Source organism: Stenotrophomonas sp. CCNWLW57 (assembly GCF_037203925.1).
GTDB lineage: Bacteria > Pseudomonadota > Gammaproteobacteria > Xanthomonadales > Xanthomonadaceae > Stenotrophomonas > Stenotrophomonas rhizophila_A.
This window is the reverse complement of the sequence record NZ_JBBCBJ010000001.1, coordinates 277593-298115: the sequence shown is the minus strand read 5'-3', so window position 1 is coordinate 298115 and position 20523 is coordinate 277593. Positions and strand designations below refer to the sequence as shown.

Genomic DNA, 20523 nt, shown 5'->3' with positions numbered 1-20523 from the left:
CCCCCGCCGACCCTCGACGGTGTGTTGGTGGCCATGGAAGATCAACGGCAGTGCCGATCATTTCCATGCGTTACCGGACGGTGGTGTGTTCCGTGGGTTCGTTCGGGAACCGAACCTACCAGCGCACCGCGTAGGGACACGCCATGCGTGTCTGATTTTCGTATCCGCAGGCGACCGTCTGTCGGGGGCGGCCGGCGGGTAGCCACCGGAGGGACTGTCAAAAACATGGATGTTTTTGCCAAGCCCCCATGGATGGGTTTACGGCGTGTCCCGGAGCGTGGCTACCCGACGGTCGCCCCCTGCCAGTAAGAACTGAAACGCTGCTCTTACGCGCTAAGTATCCGCCCGCGACGCCTCATCACGCGTCTCTTCCTGCGCGGCGATCTCTCGCTCGATCCAGGCATCCATCATCCGCCGCGCGCGTAATGCGCGGCGGCGCTGCAGGGCGTATTCCATGTCGAGGACGCGGTACAGCGACCACATGACGGCCAGCATCAGCAGTGCAAAGGGCAGGGCGGCGATGGTGATCATGCCCTGCAGCGCGTCCAGGCCGCCGGCCAGCAACAGCACGGCGGCGATCAGGGCAATCGCCACGCCCCAGGTGATCTTCCGCGACAGTGGCGGGTCGCCGGCTTCGTCGGTGGACATGCTGGCCAGTACCAGCACCGCCGAGTCTGCCGAGGTGACGAAGAAGATCATCAGCAGCACCAGTGCGATCACCGAGAGCACGGTGGGCAGCGGCAGGCTGTCGAACATGGTGAACAGCACGGTTTCGTAGCCGGTGCCCAGTGCCTGCACCAGGTCTACATGGCCGAAGATCTGCGACCACAGCGCGGTGCCGCCGAACACCGAGAACCACAGGAAGCCGAGCACGCTGGGTGCGATCACTACGCCGAGCACGAATTCGCGGATGCTGCGCCCGCGCGAGACGCGGGCGATGAACGAGCCCACGAACGGTGCCCAGGCAATCCACCACGCCCAGTAGAAGATCGTCCAGTCGGCCACCCAGGTGCTGCCCGAGAATGGCGACATGCGCAGGCTCATGGTCACCAGCTGGTTGAGGTAGGCGCCAATGGTGGTGGTGAAGGTATCGAAGATGAAGGCAGTGGGGCCCAGCACCAGGACCAGCGCCAGCAGTAACGCGGCCAGGCCGAGGTTGAAGTTGGAGAGCCACTTGATGCCACGGTGCACGCCGCTGGCGGTAGAGGCCATGTACAGCACGAAGGCGACGGCGATGATGGTCAGCTGCAGCGGCGCGCCGGCGTGCAGGCCGAACACGCGCTCCAGCCCGGCGGCGATCTGGATGGTGCCAAAGCCCAGCGTGGTGGCCACGCCGATCGCGGTGGCCACCACCGCCGCAACGTTGACCACGGTGCCGATCCACCGCCGGTGGTGCGCGCCGATCAGCGGCTGCAGCAGGTCGCTGATCAATCCACGGCCGTTGCGGTTGAACTGGAACCAGGCCATCGCCAGCCCGATCAATGCGTAGATCGCCCACGGGTGCAGGCCCCAGTGGAAGAACGCATAGCGCATCGAGGCGCGTGCCGCTTCCATGCTCTGCGGGGGCAGGCCTTCGGGTGGGGTGACGAAGTGTGAGACCGGTTCGGCCGCGCCCCAGAACACCAGGCCGATGCCCATGCCGGCGGCGAACAGCATCGACATCCAGCTGGCGTTGGAGAAATCCGGTTCGGCATCTTCACCGCCGATCCGCAGCGAACCCAGCCGCCCGAAAGCGAGATAGAGCAGGAACGAGAGCGTGATGAACACCACCAGCAGGTACAGCCAGCCGGCACTGCGGACGATGTGCACCAGCCCGCCGCGCACGATCTCGTTGAACGGGTCGGGTGCCACCCCAGCGGCCAGCACCAGCAGTACCACCAGGGCGATGGAGAGTCGAAATACCATGCGCGGCAGTCTAGCCAAGGCGGCATGACATGGCTGTTCACACTTCCGGTGCAGGTGTGGTCTAATCCGCCCCGAAGCGGGGGTACCGCGGCCATGTGGCCTCGGTTGAGACAGTCCCTTCGAACCTGATCCGGTTGATACCGGCGTAGGGAAGCTTCGCAACAGCCGATGCACCGCGCCGCCCAGCCCCCGCCTGGGATCCGCGCGACGCGCGCCGGCCGTGCGCCGCCGCTTCGTCCCTCGCTGTGCGAACCCTCGCACCGACAACCCAGGACGATGCCCGATGAACGCACACCCTTCCGCCCTGCAGCAACAGGCCCAGCAGCTGTCCGAGTCGGTCACCCGACCCATTCCCGGCTCACGCAAGATCCACGTGCCCGGCTCGCGCTGCGACCTGCAGGTGCCGATGCGCGAGATTGCGCTGAGTGGCGACAACGCCCCGCTGACGGTGTACGACACCTCCGGCCCGTACACCGACCCCGAGGCCCGCATCGACCTGTCCACCGGCTTGCCCGCCTTGCGTGCCGGCTGGGTCGCCGAGCGTGGCGACACCGAACTGCTGGACCGGCCCAGCTCGGCGTTCGGGCGTTCGCGCGAAACCGATGCGCGGCTGGACGCGGTGCGCTTCCCGTCGCGGCTGCAACCGCGACGTGCCGTGGCCGGCGCCAACGTCACCCAGATGCACTATGCCCGTCGCGGCATCATCACTCCGGAAATGGAGTTCGTGGCGATCCGCGAGAACCAGCGCCTCGAGGCCATCCGTGACGAGGCGCTGCTGATGCAGCACCCCGGCCAGTCGTTTGGTGCCTCCATCCCCGCCTCTATCACGCCGGAGTTCGTGCGCGAGGAAATCGCGCGCGGGCGGGCGGTGCTGCCCAACAACATCAACCACCCCGAGAGCGAGCCGATGATCATCGGCCGCAACTTCCTGACCAAGATCAACGCCAACATCGGTAACAGCGCGGTGTCGTCGGGCATCGCCGAGGAGGTGGAGAAACTGGTGTGGGCGATCCGCTGGGGCGGTGACACCGTGATGGACCTGTCCACCGGCAAGCACATCCATGAAACCCGCGAATGGATCCTGCGCAACTCGCCGGTGGCGATCGGCACCGTGCCGATCTACCAGGCGCTGGAAAAGGTCGATGGCCGTGCCGAAGACCTGAGCTGGGAAATCTTCCGCGATACGCTCATCGAGCAGGCCGAGCAGGGCGTGGACTATTTCACCATCCATGCCGGCGTGCTGCTGCGCCATGTGCCGCTCACCGCGCGGCGGGTGACCGGCATCGTCTCGCGCGGCGGCTCGATCATGGCCAAGTGGTGCCTGGCCCATCAGCGCGAAAACTTCCTGTACACGCATTTCGAGGACATCTGCGAGATCATGAAGGCCTACGACGTGACTTTCTCGCTGGGGGATGGCCTGCGCCCCGGCTGCATCGCCGACGCCAACGATGCCGCGCAGTTCGGCGAACTGGAAGCGTTGGGCGAGCTGAGCAGGATTGCCTGGAAGCACGATGTGCAGACCATGATCGAAGGCCCCGGCCATGTGCCGATGCAGCTGATCAAGGAGAACATGGACAAGCAGCTGCGTGAGTGCGGCGAGGCGCCGTTCTACACGCTGGGGCCGCTCACCACCGACATCGCGCCCGGCTACGACCACATCACCAGCGCAATCGGCGCGGCGATGATCGGCTGGTACGGCACCGCCATGCTCTGTTACGTCACCCCCAAGGAGCACCTGGGCCTGCCCAACCGCCAGGACGTGCGCGACGGCATCATGGCTTACCGCATCGCGGCCCACGCCGCCGACCTGGCCAAGGGCCACCCAGGTGCGCAGGTGCGCGACAACGCGCTGAGCAGGGCGCGCTTCGAGTTCCGCTGGGAAGACCAGTTCCACCTGGGCCTGGATCCGGAGAAGGCGCGCGAGTTCCATGACGAAACGTTGCCCAAGGACGCCCACAAGGAGGCCCATTTTTGCTCGATGTGCGGCCCGCATTTCTGTTCGATGAAGATCACCCAGGACGTGCGCGACTACGCGGCCGGGGCGGCCGTCATGCCGCCTGGCCGCGACAGCCGTTAAGCTTCGGCCATCAACACAGGGGCAGGGACAGCACGATGGCCATAGCGCGCACCACCCGATGGCTGGCCATCGCCCGCCGGCACCCTTCGGCCTGGTTGCTGGGGGTGCAGCTGCTGGGCGTATTGCTGTACCCGGCCATGGACGAGTCCGGGGCCGGGCGCGCGCTGTTCGGCGCGTTCGGCATCGCAGTGCTTGGCCTGGCGTTGTGGGTGGTGCGGCGCAGCCCGCTGGGCATGTGGGTGGCGTTGCTGCTGGCCATTCCCTCGGTGGTGTTCTCCCTGTCCGGGGCGCTGCTGGGGCGGCCGGCGCTGGTCACCACCGCGCAGCTGCTGGAATGCCTGCTGTATTTCTATACGGCAGGCAGCCTGATCGCCTACATGCTGCAGGACCACAAGGTGACCCGCGACGAGCTGTTCGCCGCGGGCGCGACCTTCACGCTGCTGGCCTGGGCGTTCGCCTTTGCGTTCGCCGTCTGCCAGCAGTGGTTTCCGGGCAGCTTCGTGGCCACCAGCGAGAGCGAACTGCGCACCTGGATGGAGCTGCTTTATCTCAGCTTCAGTTTGTTGTCCGGGGTGGGCCTGAGCGACGTGGTGCCGGTGCATCCACAAGCACGCGCACTGGTGATGCTGGAACAGTTCGCAGGCGTGATGTACGTAGCGTTGGTGGTGTCGCGGCTGGTCGGATTGACCATGATCCGCAATGCCCGAAACTGAATCGTCAATAAAAAATTACTGAATCAACGTTAAAAGGTTGCTGAATCGCAGATAAAAAATTCGCGCCAAGCGGCGCGAATGTTGAAGCAATTTATGTGGATTCGTCGGCGAGAGAGGCCTGATGTCCTCTGCGCGCACAGGCGCAGTTAACCGGCATAGGCTAGTATTCGCGCGCTTCAGTGTCTTTGCCCTTTGCACTGATGACGTGTGCGGAATCTGGCGGTTCGTTCGATCTGTGGTTGATTCGATGAATGCTGCGTTCCTGTTGTTCAGTTGTATTACGTAGCGCCGGAATGATCAGCCTGGATAGTGAGACACCCGCTGCCGACCGCCTGAGGATCGGCGATTGCACCATCACGCTGTCGTCGCGTGAGGTGGTGGTGGAGGGCGCGCGTCGCCCGCGCCGGCTCACGCCCAAGGCGCTGGGTGTGCTCAAGGTGCTCATGCGCGTGCCCGGTGCGGTGGTGACCCGCGAGGAACTGTTCGCCGAGGTCTGGCCGGACACGCTGCCCACCAACGATGTGCTGACCCAGGCCATCACCCAGCTGCGCAAGGCGTTCTCGCGCGACGACGACGCCGGCACCGCCTATATCGAAACCATCGCCAAGACCGGTTACCGGCTGCTGCAGCCGGTGTCGGTGCTGGTGGAGCCCGGCCCGGACGTCGATGCCGCGCCCAACGAAGACGAACGCGATGCGCTGGCCGCCGTATTTGCTGCGGCAACCCCGGCGCCGCGCCCACGCAGCCGCTGGCGGCGCAACCGGCGCTATGTGTTCCTGGCCATCGGCCTGGGCATGTTCATCGCCCTGCTGGTGATGGCCGCACTGCTGCTGCAGCGCCCGCCGCGCGGGCCTGAAGGCAGTGGCGTGCTGGAAGACGGCAGCCGCGTGGTCGGCAGCCCGCAGCGCCCATATCGTTTGATTACCGCCACGGCCGGCTTCGAGACCTACCCGACCGTATCGCCGGATGGATCGCAGGTGGCTTACGAGGCCGACGATGCGACTGGCGGCGGCAGTGCGATCAAGGTGCAGACCTCCGGCAACGCGCCCGCGCGGCTGCTGACCGATACGCCTGCGGGCCATTCCGACCGTTTCCCGAACTGGTCGCCGAACGGCCGCGATATCGCATTTGCGCGGTTCGGGCCGGAGGGCAGCTGCGAGGTGCTGATCGCCAGTGCGACCGGGGGTGCGATCCGCCATGTCACGCGCTGCGACGGCACCGAGCTGCTCAGCTTCGACTGGACGCCCAACGGGCGTGGCCTGGTGTTCGGCTCGCTGTCCGGCCGCCATGCCTATCGCGGCATCCGCGTGCTGGACATCGCCAGCGGTGCATGGACCCCGGTGGACTACCAGGTTGCCGACGACAGCTTCGACTACGCCCCGCGTTTCTCGCCGGACGGCCGCTGGATCGTGTTCGTGCGCAACCCGCAGATCGGCGACCTCTGGCGCCTCCCGGCCAGCGGCGGCGTGCCCGAACAGCTGACCAACGATTCGGCCGAAATCCGTGGCTGGGCCTGGCGGGGCGACAGCCGGCACATCGTGTTCGGGCGCCGCGTGGACAGCGAAGCACGCCTGTACGAACTGGATACCGAAACGCGCACGCTGCGCGATGTGGGCCTGGACGACGCGCAGTCGCCGGCGTTGTCGCGCAGCAACAACATGCTGGCCTTCGTGCACCGCAAGGCGCAGTTCGGCCTGTTCCGCGTGCCGGTGAAGGACGGCCGACCCGGCACGCCCGAACGCCTGTTCCCTTCCAACGGTCGCGATGGCCAGCCGATGCTGGCGCCCGATGGCCGGCAGCTGGTGTTTACCTCCGATCGTTCCGGCAACTACGGCTTGTGGTGGGCGGACCTGTCGCGCCCCGAATCGCTGCGGCCGGTGGAAGGCCTGCGTCCTGAAACCCGGCAATCCGCCGACTGGTCGCCTGACAGCACCCATCTGCTGGTATCGGGCCGTGATGCCCAGGCGCGGCCGGTGATCTACGAGGTTTCACCGCGCGACGAGCAGATCGTAGCGCTGCCGGTGCCGGTGGCGCAGCCCCTGCAGGCCTTGTACGCCGGCGACAACGACCACGTGCTGGTCGTGGAGCGCGACGACGACGAACGCATGCGCCTGTCGCTGTTCGATCGGCGCACCAAGCCGTGGAAACTGCTGGGCCACGTCGATGGGGTGTCCCAGGCGCGGCTGGATGCGGCCCACCAGCGCGTGCTGTTCACCCGGTTGGCGGCCGGCGGGCTGTGGTCGGCCGATCTGCGCCTGGATCCGGCCAGCATCCAGCAGGTCAGCGAGGACCGGCCCTCGCGTTGGCGCTACCGCACCTGGGCGGTGGCCCGCGATGGCAGCCTGGATTACCTGTCCAGCCGGGCCGACTGCTCCACCGTGTTCGCACGGATCAACAGCCCGTCGCAGGGGGCGGAGTACTGCCTGGACGCCGATCGGCTCAGCGCCGGCAACGGCTTCAGCGCGCAGCCCGATGGCAGCGCCCTGTACCTGGCCCTGGCGGTCGCAGACGGCGCCGACATCGGGGTGATGACGCTGCCCGAGCCGCCCCGACCCGTGTTCTCGTCGGTGCCCAACCTGTTGTTCTGGAAAGGAAAGTAGTCTTCGTACTTCTTTCGTGGGGGCGTCGTGGCGAATTCGGATCAATCTCGTCGAAACGTCCTGACGCAGACCGCCTGACTTGGCAAAACGGTTGCCCCGTAACGGCAAACCCCGGTGTACGTCATGCGTCAGCTTTCCCTCGCCGATCGCGGCCAATCGCTCTCCCTGGACAAGATCGTCGACGACGGTCCGCTGCCCACCTGCCTGGGCGTGGCCCGGCTGGGCAGCCTGCAGACGGCTGGCACCACCTTCACCGTGTGGATGCAGCTGCGCGGCAGCGCGTGGGTCGAATCCAAGGAAGGCCGCTTCCGCCTGCGCCAGCGCGAGTGGATTGCGTTCGAGAAGGAATCCAAGCCGATGATCCAGGCCGGCCGCGATGGCCTGTGCATCGGCCTGAGCCTGGCCCCGGAAGCCCTGCGCGCGCTGGGCGAGCTGGCCGACTGCAGCTTGTACGCCGGCCGCGGCAGCATGAGCCGCAGTGAAGTGCGGGTGGCGCTGCGCCTGTGGCGCGATGCGCTGGCCAGTGGCCAGCCCGCGCAGGCCCTGCGCCCGGTGCTGCTGCACCTGGCCTCGATGCAGCGTGGCATGGCCACCGGCGTGCAGCGCTGCCCGGGCCGCTCGCGCATCCGCAAGCGCCAGGTGTTCGGCCGCATGCAGCGTGCGCGCCTGTACCTGGAAGGCAACAGCCACCGGGTGGTGCGCATCGGCGAACTGGCCGAGTTGACCAACTTCTCCAGCTGGTACCTGTCCAAGACGTTCCAGAGCCTTTACGAAGAGAGCCCGCAGTCGCTGTCGGCGCGCCTGCGCCTGGAGCGCGCCGCAGACCTGCTGCGCGACACCGACATGATGATCGGCGAAGTGGCCGCCGCCAGCGGCTTCGACAACTGCTGCAGCTTCGCGCGTGCGTTCCGCGCCCGTTATGGCCAGTCGGCATCGGGCTTCCGGCAGACCGGTGGATCGCTTTCGCCAAAGTCGGCAAAGAGTCCGGTGGCATCGCGCAAATAATTAACGGTAACGCAATCGTAACTTTCCGAGGCGGTTTAACACGCTACTAACGTACCTTGGAGAGATTGATGAATTTTCGTACTCCCGCAGTGCGGCTGGGCCTTCTGCCGGCCGGCATTGCGCTGGCGCTCGTGCCGAGCTTCGCTTCGGCACAGGAAGCAGCCTCCGGCACCACTGACCTGGATCGCATCTCGGTCACCGGCTCGCGTATTCGCGGTGCCAACATGGAGACCCAGCAGCCGATCCTGACGATGACCCGCGAATCCCTGGAAAAGCAGGGCTTCTCGAGCGTCGCCGACGTGCTGAACAACCTGACCTCGGCCGGTTCGCCGGCCATCTCGCGTTCGGATTCGCTGTCCTCGGGCGAAGACGTGGGCGGTGCCTATGTCGACATCCGCAACCTGGGCGCCCAGCGCACCCTGGTGCTGATGAACGGCAAGCGCCTCGGCGCCACCACCTCGGGCCTGCAGGACCTGAGCCAGATTCCGATGTCGGCCGTTGAGCGCATTGAAGTCCTGAAGGACGGCGCCTCCTCGATCTACGGTTCGGACGCCATTGCCGGCGTGGTCAACGTGATCACCCGCAAGAACGTCGACGGTGGTGAAGTCAACGTCTACTTCGGTCAGTACGACAAGGGCGACGGCGACAACCAGCAGTACTCGATGACCCTCGGTGCGACCGGCGAGCGTGGCAGCCTGACCCTGTCGGCCGAATACGCCAAGCAGGATCCGGTGTGGGCCAAGGACCGCTGGTACAGCCGCGATGGCGGCAAGGGCCCGAACTCCACCACCGCTGACTGGAGCGCCGTCAGCCAGAATGGCAGCTGGTGCAACCCGACGCAGGTGGACTGCACCGATACCGACACGGCGGTGTGGAAGACCCTGAACCCGGGTGGCAACCCGAACAACCCGAACGACTACCACCAGATCACCGGTGCCGAGTACGCCAACTCCAACGAGCAGATGAGCCTGCTGACCGGCGTTGAGCGCAAGTCGCTGTACATCAACGGCACCTACGACTTCACCGACACCATCAGCCTGAACACCGATGTGCTCTACAACGAGCGCAACACGTTCCAGCAGATCGCCGGTTACCCGTACCAGTCGACCTCGTTCGAAACCCCGCTGTCGGCCGACAGCGCCTTCAACCCGACCGCCGTCAATGGCGTCGGCGGCCAGGACGTCGACTTCCGTCGCCGCCTGTGGGAAGTGCCGCGTACCACCGACAGCCAGCTGAAGACCCTGCGCTTCGCGCCGACCATCAGCGGCTACTTCGAGCTGGCCGGCAAGTCCTTCGATTGGGACGTCGGCGCGCTGTGGAACCGCAATGAGTCGATCAAGACCCAGCGCGGCGACATGAGCCTGATCGGTTCCCAGCAGGCGCTGGGTGCGTCCTTCATCAACGCGCAGGGCGTGGCACAGTGCGGTACCGCTGCCAACCCGATCGCGCTGGGTGACTGCCGTCCGTGGAACCCGCTGCTGCCGTACGGCGTTGCAGGCCAGGGTTCGCTGGCTGACCAGGACCTGCAGGACTTCCTGTTCCCGACCTACACCACCCGTGGTGTGACCAAGACCACCAGCTTCACCGCCAACCTGTCGGGTTCCATCGTGGCCCTGCCGGCCGGCGACCTCGGCTTCGCCGTGGGCGTGGAGCACCGCAAGGAAGAAGGCAGCTACGTGCCGGACGCCTTCGCACAGTCGGGCATGTCCACCGGCCTGGGCCAGAAGCCGACCCAGGGTGAGTACGATCTGAACGAGGTCTACCTCGAACTGAACGTGCCGATCCTGGCCGACATGGCGTTCGCCAAGGAACTGACCCTGAACGTTGCCAGCCGTTATTCGGACTACAGCAACTTCGGTGGCACCACCAACAGCAAGTTCGGTCTGACCTGGCGTCCGATGGACGAGCTGCTGGTCCGCGGCACCTACGCCGAGGGCTTCCGCGCTCCGACCATCGCCGATCTGTACGGCGGCCTGAGCTCCAGCTTCGAGCGTTACATCGATCCGTGCGGCACCACCGCACCGGGCAGCGTTGCCGGCAACGGCCCGTGCTCGGCGGCTGGCGTTCCGGCCAACTACGTGCAGCTGGGCCAGGCCGGTGAAGTGTGCGGCACCCTGCCGTGCCAGTCCGGTGACCAGTTCATCTCCGGTGCCAACCCGAACCTGTCGCCGGAAACCTCCAAGAGCAAGACCGTCGGTCTGGTCTGGAGCCCGCGTTGGGTGCAGGGCCTGGACGTCTCGCTGGATTGGTACCGTTACGAGATCAAGGACATGATCATCGCTGACAGCGTTGATCGCATCCTGCGTGACTGCTACGTGCTGGGCGATTCGTCGCGTTGCGACGGCATCGTGCGTGCGGCTGACGGCCACATCAGCGCGCTGACCTACGGCACCGCCAACCTCGGCTCCATGGAAACCGAAGGTTACGACCTGGGCGTCAAGTACCGTCTGCCGGAACTGGGCATTGGTCAGTTCAACATCGACTGGCAGACCAGCTACCTGGCCAAGTACGACGAGTCGGCACAGAACGCTGCGGGTGACAACATCATGATCGGCCGCGTGGCACAGGATGCCCTGTTCCGCGTGCGTTCGAACCTGGCCGTCAACTGGGCGCTTGGCGACTTCGGTGTGAACTACACCGCTCGCTACTACTCGGGCATGAACGAAGACTGCATCGCCATCGGCTGCACCGACCCGGATCGCATCGCCAATGGCGAAGCGGCTCCGCTGCGCAAGACCGGTTCCAACACCTTCCACGACCTGCAGGTCAGCTGGAAGGCACCGTGGGATGCCACCATCGCCCTGGGCGCGAACAACGTGTTCGACCACAAGGGTCCGCTGATGTACTCGGCACCGAACTCGAGCTTCGCCTACTACGGCGGTTTCGATATCGGCCGCTTCCTGTACATGAAGTACACCCAGAAGTTCTGATCCATCGAACCACTGGTGCAATAAAAGGAGGGCGGCCCGCAAGGGCCGCCCTCTTTCTTTGCCCGCAGGGCAAAGAAAAAAGCCGACCTTCAAAGGTCGGCTTTGGGTAGCGCCGGCCGTTGGCCGGCCGTTGATCTACGCTTGAAGCATCAAGCGTCGGCCGTAGCCAACCCCATCAACCCATTGGCATGGTCCCGCCACTGCGGCAGCTTGGCCAGCACGCCCGCGCGTTGCAGGTAGTCCTCGTCCACCGGGTCGCCGTTGACCAGCGCCAGCGCCACGTGCACCGCACCGGTCACCCAGAAGCTGCGCGTGTTGGAACGCTGCGGCTGCAGGTGGAAGGCCACCGCCTCGATGATCGGCATCGGCAGGCCCCACAGCCCCAGCAGGTAGGCACCGGCTTCGCTGTGGCCCGGGCGCGGGTCGGCGTCGTCGGCCGGCTCACTGCGCTCGTTGCGCACGCCGGGCAGCAGCAGGCCGATATCGGCCAACAGTGCGGCGGTCGCGCCCAGTTCGGCACTGGAATCGGGCAGGAGCTTGGCGGCCAGTCGCGAAGCGAGCAGCGCGCGCTGCTGCAGCGCGTTGCGTTCACCGCTGGACAGCGGCGAAGCCGAGAACACCTCGCTGGCCAGCACCAGGTCGCGCAGGGTCGACAGGCCCAGGCGGGTCACGGCGGTGCGCAGGTCGGAAATGGTGCGGCCGCTGTTGAAGAAGGCCGAGTTGGACAGCTGCAGCACCTTGGCCGCGATCGCCGGATCGGCCGACACCAGCTTGGAGACATCGGCCGTGTCGGTGTCGTCGTCGTGCTCCAGCGCCTGGGTCAGGCTCAGGTACAGGTGCGGCGGCGAGGGCAGCTTCTCGATGCGGCCGATGGCGCTGCGCAGGCGCGCGCTGTCGAGCAGCTCGCGCAGCTCTTCCAGGCTGGTGAGCGCTTCAAGCAGCACTTCCGGTGCCAGCGGCAACGGCAGGAAACGGTGGGCAACGCCGATCAGGCGTGCCGGCGGCGGGCGGTTGCCCTGGGCCGCGTCGACCAGCGCGATGCGGATCGTCTCCGGACGCAGCGTCCGGATCTGGCCCAGCAGCGTGGTGGCGTTGAGATCGGGCAGGGAGGGGCAGGCGATCACCGCATCCACCGGCGTGGACGCCACCATGTTCATGGCCGTCTGGCCATCGGGTGCCCGCAGCGGCTGCCACTCTTCCCCAAGATCGGCAATGAAATCCATCAGCTCAGCCGACAGGCTGGCTTCGTCCCCAACTAGCAGAATACGCACGACACAATCCCCTGGGTGACCACGGTGAACCCCACCGTGGACGGTGTAGAAGTCGCAATGTACTCAATCCGGCGCAAACAGTGATGTGCCGCATTGTAAAAACGTGATGCCCATCGCTCCGGCGACCAGCGCCGGAGCAGGGTCATTCAGCCTCAGCTGTTGCTGGACAGGTAGCGCTGGTGCGCTTCAACCAGGATCTGCTTGGCTTCGGCGGCGCCGCCCCAGCCATCCAGCTTGACCCACTTGCCCTTCTCGAGGTCCTTGTAGTGCTCGAAGAAGTGGCCGATGCGCTCCAGCCAGTGCTTGGACACCTGCTCGATGTCTTCCACGTGCGCGTAGCCGCTGAACACCTTGGAGATCGGCACGGCCAGGATCTTTTCGTCGCCGCCGGCTTCGTCGCTCATCTTCAGCACGCCCACCGGACGGCAGCGCACCACCGAACCCGGGACCAGCGGCAGCGGCAGCACGACCAGCACGTCGGCCGGATCGCCATCGCCGCACAGGGTGCTCGGCACGTAGCCGTAGTTGCAGGGGTAGCGCATCGGGGTGGAGAGGATGCGGTCGACGAAGATCGCGCCGGTTTCCTTGTCCACTTCGTACTTGACCGGCTCCGAGTCCTTCGGGATCTCGATGATGACGTTGATTTCTTCCGGCGGGTTCTTGCCGGGCGAGACGAGTTCCAGACCCATGGTGTGCTCCGAGAGGGGGGATGGCGCGATAAGACCTCCCATTTTATGCCTTTGCCGGCCAACGTGCAGGGTGGGGACTATCCGACCCGCCGCAGTGGCGATCGCCGACCGCCGCCAGCGCAGCCGGCTTATCCCGCCCGGGCGTGGGCAGGCGCACGGTGGAGGTCCCTCCACGGAGCACGCCCATGACCCTTCCACTGCCTTCCCGCCACCCCTCCAACGCCTTGGCCGCGTTGATCCTGCTGGCGCTGGCCGTTGCCGGCCCGGCCGCCGCCAGCCCGCCGCCCGCTGCGCCCCTGCACGTCGATCTGGTCGATTACCCCACGCCGCAGGCGAACTGGTCCGCCTTCCGCGACCTGCGCCATCGTCTTGAAGCCGGCTTCGACGATGCCTGCCCCGATACCTTCTGCGAAGGCGAGTACACCGATTACCAGCCGCTGAAACTGCGCTGCTCGGTCGAACGGGCCACGGGCAGGGTCAATGTCTGCGGCTGGGCCTTCGCTGCAAGCGAGCTGCGGGTGGACCCGGCGACCGGCGCCCTGCAGCGGCAGCAGCCCACCTGGCTGTGCCACTTCCCGACCGGCGGCGGCACCACTGTAGCGGCATTGCTGGCGGCACTGGACGGACCGCAGCCGTTGTTCCAGCGGCTGCCCGCTACGGGAAAAACCGTGTTCGAGGCATTGGGAGACTGCCTGCGCTAGCCTGCGCGCATGGACTCCCTGCTCGCCGCCGCCGCGCGCGCCCTTGCCGCTGGCGACGTACTGACCGCACTGGGCCACGTGGCCCTGCGCAGCGACCCGCCGGCACTGGCGCTGCGCGGTGTGGCCATGGCCCAGCTGGGCGAGCTGCAGCGGGCCCGGGAACTGCTGCGGCTGGCCCACCGCGGCTTTGGCGCCGATGAGGTGCTGGCCCGGGCGCGCTGCGTGGTGGCGGAGGCGGAAGTGGGGCTGGCGCTGCGGGATCTTGCCGAAACCCCCGCGCCGCTGCTGGCCGCCGCCCATGCGTTGGAGGAGCGCGGCGATCCGCACAATGCGCTGCAGGCCTGGTTGATCCTGGCCCGCCGCTGGCTGTTGCTCGGGCGTCGGCAGGAGGCCGAATCGGCCTTGGCGAAGGTGCAGGGCAGGGCGCTGACGCCCGCCCTGGCCGCCATGGCCGGGCTGGCCGAAGCGGCCTTGGCGGCGCGCGCGTTGCGGGTGTCGCAGGCGACGGCGGCGCTGGAGGCGGCTGCGGCCGCCGCGCAGGCGTCGGGCATCGGCGCCCTGCACGCAGAGGTCGTGCAGGCCCGCCGCCATCTGGCCCAGCCGGCGGCACGCCGGGTGGCCCGGGAGGCCGCTGACCGCCTGCTGGATCTCCAGGCCGTGCAGGACCTGCTGGCCTCAACGGCCTGTGTGGTGGATGGCTGCCGGCGCGGCGTGTGGCTGGGAGGGCGCTGGCGGTCACTGGCGCGCCGGCCGCTGCTGTTTGCGCTGCTGCGTGCCGTCGGCCAGGCGTGGCCGGGGGATGTAGACCGCGACGTGTTGATTGCCGAGGTGTTCCGCACTCGTAATGGCGACGACAGCCACCGCGCGCGGCTCCGGGTGGAAATGGGGCGCGTCCGCGCTGCGGTGAAGGGACTGCTGTCGGTGGAAGCGACCGCCAACGGCTACCGGCTGATAGCCGCGCCCGGCATCGCGGTGGTGGTGCTGGCGCCACCGATCGAAGGCGAGCAGGGCGCCGTTGCCGCATTGCTGGCCGATGGGGCGGCCTGGTCCAGTTCGGCACTGGCCTTGGCGCTGGGGGCCAGCCAGCGCACGGTGCAGCGCGCGCTGGCGGCGCTGGAAAGCACCGGCCAGGCACGCGCGACCGGGCGCGGGCGCACGCAACGCTGGTGGGCCATGCCGCTGTCCGGATTCACGACGATCTTGTTACTCCCGGCCGCGCTGCCGGGCGACTAGGGTGGCTGCCAGGCACCCCTTCCGATGTGCCAGGAGATGCTGCAATGAACACTGCAACGCTGAACCCCGCCGCTGCCCCGCGCGTGCACGACGCCGAGGTGGCCCGCGAATATGGTCCCTTTGACGGCGCCGACTGCATCCACGGTGTCAGCTTCGATGGCCGCCATGTCTGGGCCGCCACCGGCCCGGCGCTGCTGGCCTTCGATCCGGACAGCGGCGCCCCGGTACGCACGCTGGCCGTGCCCTGCGATGCGGGCACCGCGTTCGACGGTACCCACCTCTACCAGATCGCCGAAGCGCGCATCGACAGGATCGACCCGCAGACCGGCAACGTGCTGGCCTCGATTCCCGCGCCTGGCGGCGGCACCGATTCGGGCATGGCCTGGGCCGAAGGCAGCCTGTGGGTGGGGCAATACCGCGAACGCCGCATCCACCAGGTGGATCCGGCCACGGGCGAGGTGCTGCGCACGATTGAATCGGACCGCTTCGTCACCGGCGTGACCTGGGTCGATGGCCAGCTCTGGCATGGCACCGACGACGGCGAACGCAGCGACATCCGACGCGTGGATGCCCAGAGCGGGCAGGTGCTGGAGCAGCTGCGCATGCCCGAGGGCATGCATGTCAGCGGTCTGGAGGCCGATGGCGCGGGCCTGTTCTACGCCGGCGGCGGGCGCAGCGGCAAGGTGCGGGCGGTGCGCCGGCCGCGCGCTTAACGTGACGCATTCTCATTTGAGGGGTAAGATGCCGCCGCACCGGGCCACCTCTGCATGTCCTCCAACGCATCCACCCTGACCGACCTGTTGATCCGCGAACGCCCGGCGCTGCTGCGTCGGGTGCAGCGGATACTGGGCAGCGACGGCAGCGCCGAAGACGTGATCCAGGCCATCTGGTTCAAGGCGCGCGGGGTGGATGCCGGGGTGACCATCGACAACCCGCGGGCCTATCTGTACCGTCTGGCCACCAACCTGGCCACCGACCAGGGCCGGGAACGCAGCCGCCAGACGCGGCTGTTGGCCGACCACTACCTGTGGGGGCCGGATGAAGTGCTGTCCACGGAAGAACAGGCCATGGCCCAGGACGAGCTGCAGCGCGTGCTCGCCGCCGCCGACCACCTTCCCGAACCGACCCGCACGATCTTCCGCCTCAACCGGTTGCAGGGGCTGACCCAGGCGGAAATTGCCCGGCGCCGTGGCGTGTCGGTCACGACCGTGGAAAACCATGTGCGCGCTGCGTTGCAGCGGCTGGCATGGGCGCGCAGCGGGCGGTGAGGCGCGGGGGCTTGGGGAAGTGCCGTTCCCACACGTCTTGATGGTATCGGCGCTGCCCTCCGCATCCTTGCCAGCCATGAGCCCGCACGACCTGCCTACCGACCCGACCGCGCCCACCTCGCCCGACCTGCTTGCCGAACAGGCACAGGCGTGGATCACGTGGCTGGCCTCCGGCGCCGTGGACGCGCCACGCATGCAGGCCTTCGAACACTGGCTCAGCCTGCCCGGGCACCGCCGCGCGTTCGAATACGAGCGCCAGCTGTGGCAGGCCGTGGCGCAGCCGCCGGCGGGGGCGAAGCGTCCGCATGTCCGCCGTCGTCGCGTTCCCCGCCTGGTGCTGGCCGCTGCCGCCGCGCTGGCGCTGGTGTGGGTGTCACCCGAAGCCTGGTTGCGCCTGCGTGCTGATTACCGCAGCAGCCACGACGTGGTCACGCTCGCCCTGCCCGATGGCAGCCGCGCGGTGCTCGATGCCGATTCGGCGATTGCCGTGGACTATGACGACCAGCGCCGCAGCATCCGCCTGCTGCGCGGGCGCGCCTGGTTCGAAGTTGCGCCCGGGCGCGCCCAGCCGTTCCAGGTGACCGCACAGGCCGGTGTGGTGGAGGACATCGCCACGGCGTTCGCGGTGGCCAGCACCCCGCAGGGAGTGGAAGCGGAAGTCTCGCAGGGCCAGGTCCGCGTCGCGGCCTCGCCCAACGGCGGCTGGACCTACCTGCTGGCTGGCCAGCGCGCCGGCTTTGCGCCTGGCGGCCGGGTGGTGCGCCATGACGACCTGGCCCCCGACCGCATTGCCGCATGGCGCGACGGCGAGCTGCTGCTCGATGCCAGCGGCGTGGCCGATGCGGTCGCGCAGATTGCGCGCTATCGCCAAGGCCCCACGTTCGTGCGCGGCGACCTGTCGTCGTTGCCCGCCGTCAACGCCGCACTGCGCGTGGACCAGCCCGAGCAGGCGCTGGATGCGCTGGCGATGTCGGCCGGGCTGCGCATCACCCGCCTGCCGATGGGCGTGGCGATCGTGAGCGCCACCCCCGCGCGCTGAATGCGCCTTGGGGAAGGGATCGCCCCGCACGTCTTACCCCCGAACGTACCCGCCGCCGCCACGTACGTCGCAGCGCCCGCACCCCGTGCGGGGAAGCCGTGCTTTCGCGGCATCGCCTCTCAACAGGTTTCAACATGCTTCCCATTTCCCGACCGGCGCCGATGCTGCGCCCGTCCCGCCTGTGCACCGCGTTGTTGGCCGCCGGCCTGGCCTCGGCCACCGCGTTGCCGGCACTGGCCCAGTCCGGCGACACCGCCCCACTGGCCGCCACCCGCCCGTTCGATATCCCCGCCCAACCGCTGGCCGATGCGCTGCGCAGCTACATGCGCCAGTCCGGTGTGCAGGTGGCCTACCCGGCCGCACTCGCCAACGGTGCCAGCTCCACGGCGGTGCATGGTGCGCTGGATGCGCAGGCCGCACTGGCGCAGCTGCTGCAGGGCAGCGGCCTGGCGCCACGCGCGCTGGGGCCGGGCGCGGTCACCCTGGAGCGCGCGCCGCGCGGCCAGGGCGAGGATGGCGTGATCCACACCGCGCCCCTGCGCGTGGCCGGTGACCAGGCCAGCGCCGAAAGCACCGCCGAGCGTGCGCTCGAGCAGTACCGCAGCAGCGGGTCGAGTGTGTACGTGCCACGGACCACCCTCGAGCGCTTCCGTGGCACCTCCACCGCCGACATCGTCAGGGGCGTGGTCGGCGTGACCGCCGGCGATCCGCGCACGGCCAACGCGTTGGACCTCAACATCCGTGGCATCCAGGGCCAGAGCCGCATCCCGGTGATCATCGACGGCGGGCAGTCCACCATGGACACCTACCGCGGCTATGCCGGCCAGTCGCAGCGCACCTACCTCGACCCGGATCTGATTTCCAGCCTCACCGTGACCAAGGGCCCCAGCCTGGGCGCCAATGCGTCGGGCGGCATCGGCGGCGTGGTGGAAATGGAAACGCTGAACATCGGCGACGTGCTGCGCGACGGCCAGGACGCCGGCCTGCGCGTGCGCAGCGGCATCTCCAACGGCAGCGCGCGTGACCTTCCCGCCTACAACGGCACCCCCGGTACCGACCGCAGCAGCCTCGGCGGGCAGTTCTTCAACATCGCCGGCGGCAAGCACTGGGAAAGTTTTGACCTGGTGGCGGCCTACGCGTGGCGCGATACCGGCAACTACTATTCGGGCAAGCATGGCTACGACGATTTCCCGCAGACCCGGCGCACCCTGGCACCGTTGAACCCGCCCAACACCGAAGTGTTCAACACCTCGTCCAAGTCCAACTCGGTGCTGCTCAAGGGCACCTGGCGGATCGATGACGTGCAGACGCTGGAGGCCGGCTACCGCCACTACAGCGGCCGCCAGGGTGAAATCATGGCCTCGCAGATCATCCGCGTGGACCGCGACCGCGTGCCGCAGTGGGAGCCGGGCAGCGTGGACCTGGATGCCTACAACCTGCGCTACCGCTTCAACCCGGGCAACGACATCGTCGACCTGAAGGCCAACCTCTGGTACACCCAGGCCGACAGCCTGATGTACAACGGCCTGACCGGCATCACCCCGTGGTACTTCGACCGCCGCACCGAATGGTATGACGGCCCGACCTTCAACACCGACCCCGGTTACAAGGATGCCTACCGCAACGACATGAGCCAGACGCGGTTCGGCCTGGACGTGTCCAACACCATGGTGATGACTACCGACAGCGCCGGCTTGTTCACCTTCGACTACGGGCTGTCCTTCAGCGATGAAGACGTGGGCCCGGGCGACAGCGCGCCGATCATGCACGACGACCTGGTCAACAACCGCTTCCTGCGCAATGCCACGCGCAGGGAATACAGCGCGGTGGCCTCGATGAAATGGCAGCCGGGCGAGCGCTGGGACATCCTGGTGGGTGGCCGCTTCAACCGCGTCAGCATCCACGACCGCAACCGCCTGGCCACGCCGGAAACCGAGGAAGTGATCGGCCAGTACCGCTATACCCAGCTGCTCAACGGCAACCCGGCGCTGCCGGCCTGGCGCGCGCAGCGGATCGCCATGCTCAACTGGTACCCGGATGCGAACGGCCAGTTCACCGAGGCCTCGCTGCTGGCTTCGCCGTACAAGAAGGGAACGGTGGCCGACATCACCGGCTGGAACTTCCACGATGTCACCGCCACCGAAGACCTGGTGGTGCCCACCAGTTGGACCTGGTCGCAGCCGATCCGCCGCACCGACAACGCGTTCATGCCCACCGCCAGCGTCACCTGGCACGCCGATGAAGACACCCTGGTCTACCTCAAGTACGCCGAAGGCGTGAAGCTGCCCAGCCTGTTCGAAAGCACCCTGGGCCTGTTCACCGCGGCCAAGCCGGTGGGCGGCGAACTCAAGCCCGAGCGCGCGGGCACCTGGGAAGTGGGCGCCAGCACCGTGCGCCATGATCTGTTTGCCGAAGGCGACCAGGCCGCGTTCAAGCTGGCCTACTTCAACACCCGTATCGACGACCTGATCACGCGCGACTACCGCACGCTGTCGGCCGGCTATATCCGCAACATCGACCGCTTCAAGGTCTCCGGCCTGGAGTTCCAGTCCAGCTATGACGCCGGCAAGGTGTTCGCCGATCTGTCGGCGCACTACTACTTCGAAGCCAAGACCTGCGCCCCGGACATCGCCGCCGAGCGCCGCGCATACGGCGTGCAGCGAAAGAACGAAGAACTGGCCAACACGCCGGACTGCGTCGACGGTGGGTTCGAGGGGTCCTACAGCAACACCCAGAATCCGCCGCGCTACACGGTCAACCTGACGCTGGGGTCACGGCTGCTGGACCAGCGGCTGAGCTTCGGTACCCGCGTGATCCACAACAGCGGTCCAATCAGCAGACTGGACAAGGAATGGAACGTGGGCCTGTCCGCGATCCAGCAGCTGTACCAGCCGGCGACCATCGTGGACGTGTTCGCCAGCTGGCAGGCCAGCGAGCAGCTGGCGGTCGACTTCAACGTGGACAACCTGACCGACCGCTACTACCTCGACCCGCTGGCGCTGGGTGTAATGCCGGCCCCGGGCCGGATCATGCGCCTGGCGGTCACCTGGCGGTATTGAGAAAACCCGCGAGCCGGGCTCTGCCCGGCTCGC

The 20523-nt window shown here is 67.4% G+C and carries 14 protein-coding genes and 1 riboswitch; of the genes, 11 read left to right on the top strand and 3 right to left on the bottom strand.

Annotated features, from left to right (window positions below; all coding sequences use genetic code 11):
* Positions 1-333: 333 nt before the first annotated feature.
* Entirely contained in the window at positions 334-1905 is a 1572-nt protein-coding gene (locus V9K91_RS01325; RefSeq protein WP_336442575.1) for a BCCT family transporter, read from the bottom strand.
* Between the two features lie 68 nt (positions 1906-1973).
* A riboswitch (TPP riboswitch) is annotated at positions 1974-2075 on the top strand.
* 113 nt (positions 2076-2188) lie between these two features.
* Here V9K91_RS01325 and thiC point away from each other — a divergent pair.
* The 5 genes from thiC (at position 2189) to V9K91_RS01300 (ending at position 11230) form a co-directional block, all read left to right on the top strand.
* Positions 2189-3982: a phosphomethylpyrimidine synthase ThiC gene (gene thiC, locus V9K91_RS01320; protein ID WP_336442574.1), complete on the top strand. Its 1794-nt coding sequence runs from the start codon at positions 2189-2191 to the stop codon at positions 3980-3982.
* Positions 3983-4017: 35 nt separating this feature from the next.
* A complete protein-coding gene (locus tag V9K91_RS01315) occupies positions 4018-4695 on the top strand; it encodes an ion channel (RefSeq protein ID WP_068853930.1) in 678 nt (225 codons plus the stop codon).
* Between the two features lie 293 nt (positions 4696-4988).
* Positions 4989-7295, top strand: a complete 2307-nt coding sequence (locus V9K91_RS01310; protein WP_336442573.1) for a winged helix-turn-helix domain-containing protein — start codon at positions 4989-4991, stop codon at positions 7293-7295.
* A gap of 123 nt (positions 7296-7418) precedes the next feature.
* Positions 7419-8300, top strand: a complete 882-nt coding sequence (locus tag V9K91_RS01305; protein WP_068853928.1) for a helix-turn-helix transcriptional regulator — start codon at positions 7419-7421, stop codon at positions 8298-8300.
* 68 nt (positions 8301-8368) lie between these two features.
* Positions 8369-11230: a TonB-dependent receptor gene (locus V9K91_RS01300; RefSeq protein ID WP_068853927.1), complete on the top strand. Its 2862-nt coding sequence runs from the start codon at positions 8369-8371 to the stop codon at positions 11228-11230.
* A 149-nt stretch (positions 11231-11379) separates the two neighbouring features.
* On the opposite strand, the gene V9K91_RS01295 is transcribed toward V9K91_RS01300, so the two are convergent.
* A complete protein-coding gene (locus V9K91_RS01295; RefSeq protein WP_095363564.1) occupies positions 11380-12501 on the bottom strand; it encodes an HDOD domain-containing protein in 1122 nt (373 codons plus the stop codon).
* Positions 12502-12653: 152 nt separating this feature from the next.
* Positions 12654-13190 (bottom strand): inorganic diphosphatase, encoded by a 537-nt coding sequence (ppa, locus tag V9K91_RS01290; protein WP_068853925.1) that lies wholly within the window; start codon positions 13188-13190, stop codon positions 12654-12656.
* A 185-nt stretch (positions 13191-13375) separates the two neighbouring features.
* On the opposite strand from ppa, the gene V9K91_RS01285 reads away from it, so the two are divergent.
* The 6 genes from V9K91_RS01285 (at position 13376) to V9K91_RS01260 (ending at position 20490) form a co-directional block, all read left to right on the top strand.
* Positions 13376-13891: a hypothetical protein gene (locus tag V9K91_RS01285; protein ID WP_336442572.1), complete on the top strand. Its 516-nt coding sequence runs from the start codon at positions 13376-13378 to the stop codon at positions 13889-13891.
* Between the two features lie 9 nt (positions 13892-13900).
* Positions 13901-15124 carry a helix-turn-helix domain-containing protein gene (locus V9K91_RS01280; protein ID WP_336442571.1) on the top strand — a complete coding sequence of 408 codons (1224 nt, stop codon included), beginning with the start codon at positions 13901-13903 and terminating at the stop codon, positions 15122-15124.
* Between the two features lie 44 nt (positions 15125-15168).
* The gene (locus tag V9K91_RS01275; RefSeq protein ID WP_336442570.1) at positions 15169-15837 is read left to right on the top strand and encodes a glutamine cyclotransferase; all 669 of its coding nucleotides are present in this window, start codon (positions 15169-15171) and stop codon (positions 15835-15837) included.
* Between the two features lie 54 nt (positions 15838-15891).
* A complete protein-coding gene (locus tag V9K91_RS01270) occupies positions 15892-16392 on the top strand; it encodes an RNA polymerase sigma factor (RefSeq protein ID WP_095363568.1) in 501 nt (166 codons plus the stop codon).
* Between the two features lie 76 nt (positions 16393-16468).
* Positions 16469-17431 (top strand): FecR domain-containing protein, encoded by a 963-nt coding sequence (locus tag V9K91_RS01265; RefSeq protein WP_095363569.1) that lies wholly within the window; start codon positions 16469-16471, stop codon positions 17429-17431.
* A gap of 134 nt (positions 17432-17565) precedes the next feature.
* Complete coding sequence (locus V9K91_RS01260) at positions 17566-20490, top strand: TonB-dependent receptor (protein ID WP_095363570.1); 2925 nt, start codon at positions 17566-17568, stop codon at positions 20488-20490.
* The last annotated feature ends 33 nt before the right edge of the window (positions 20491-20523 follow it).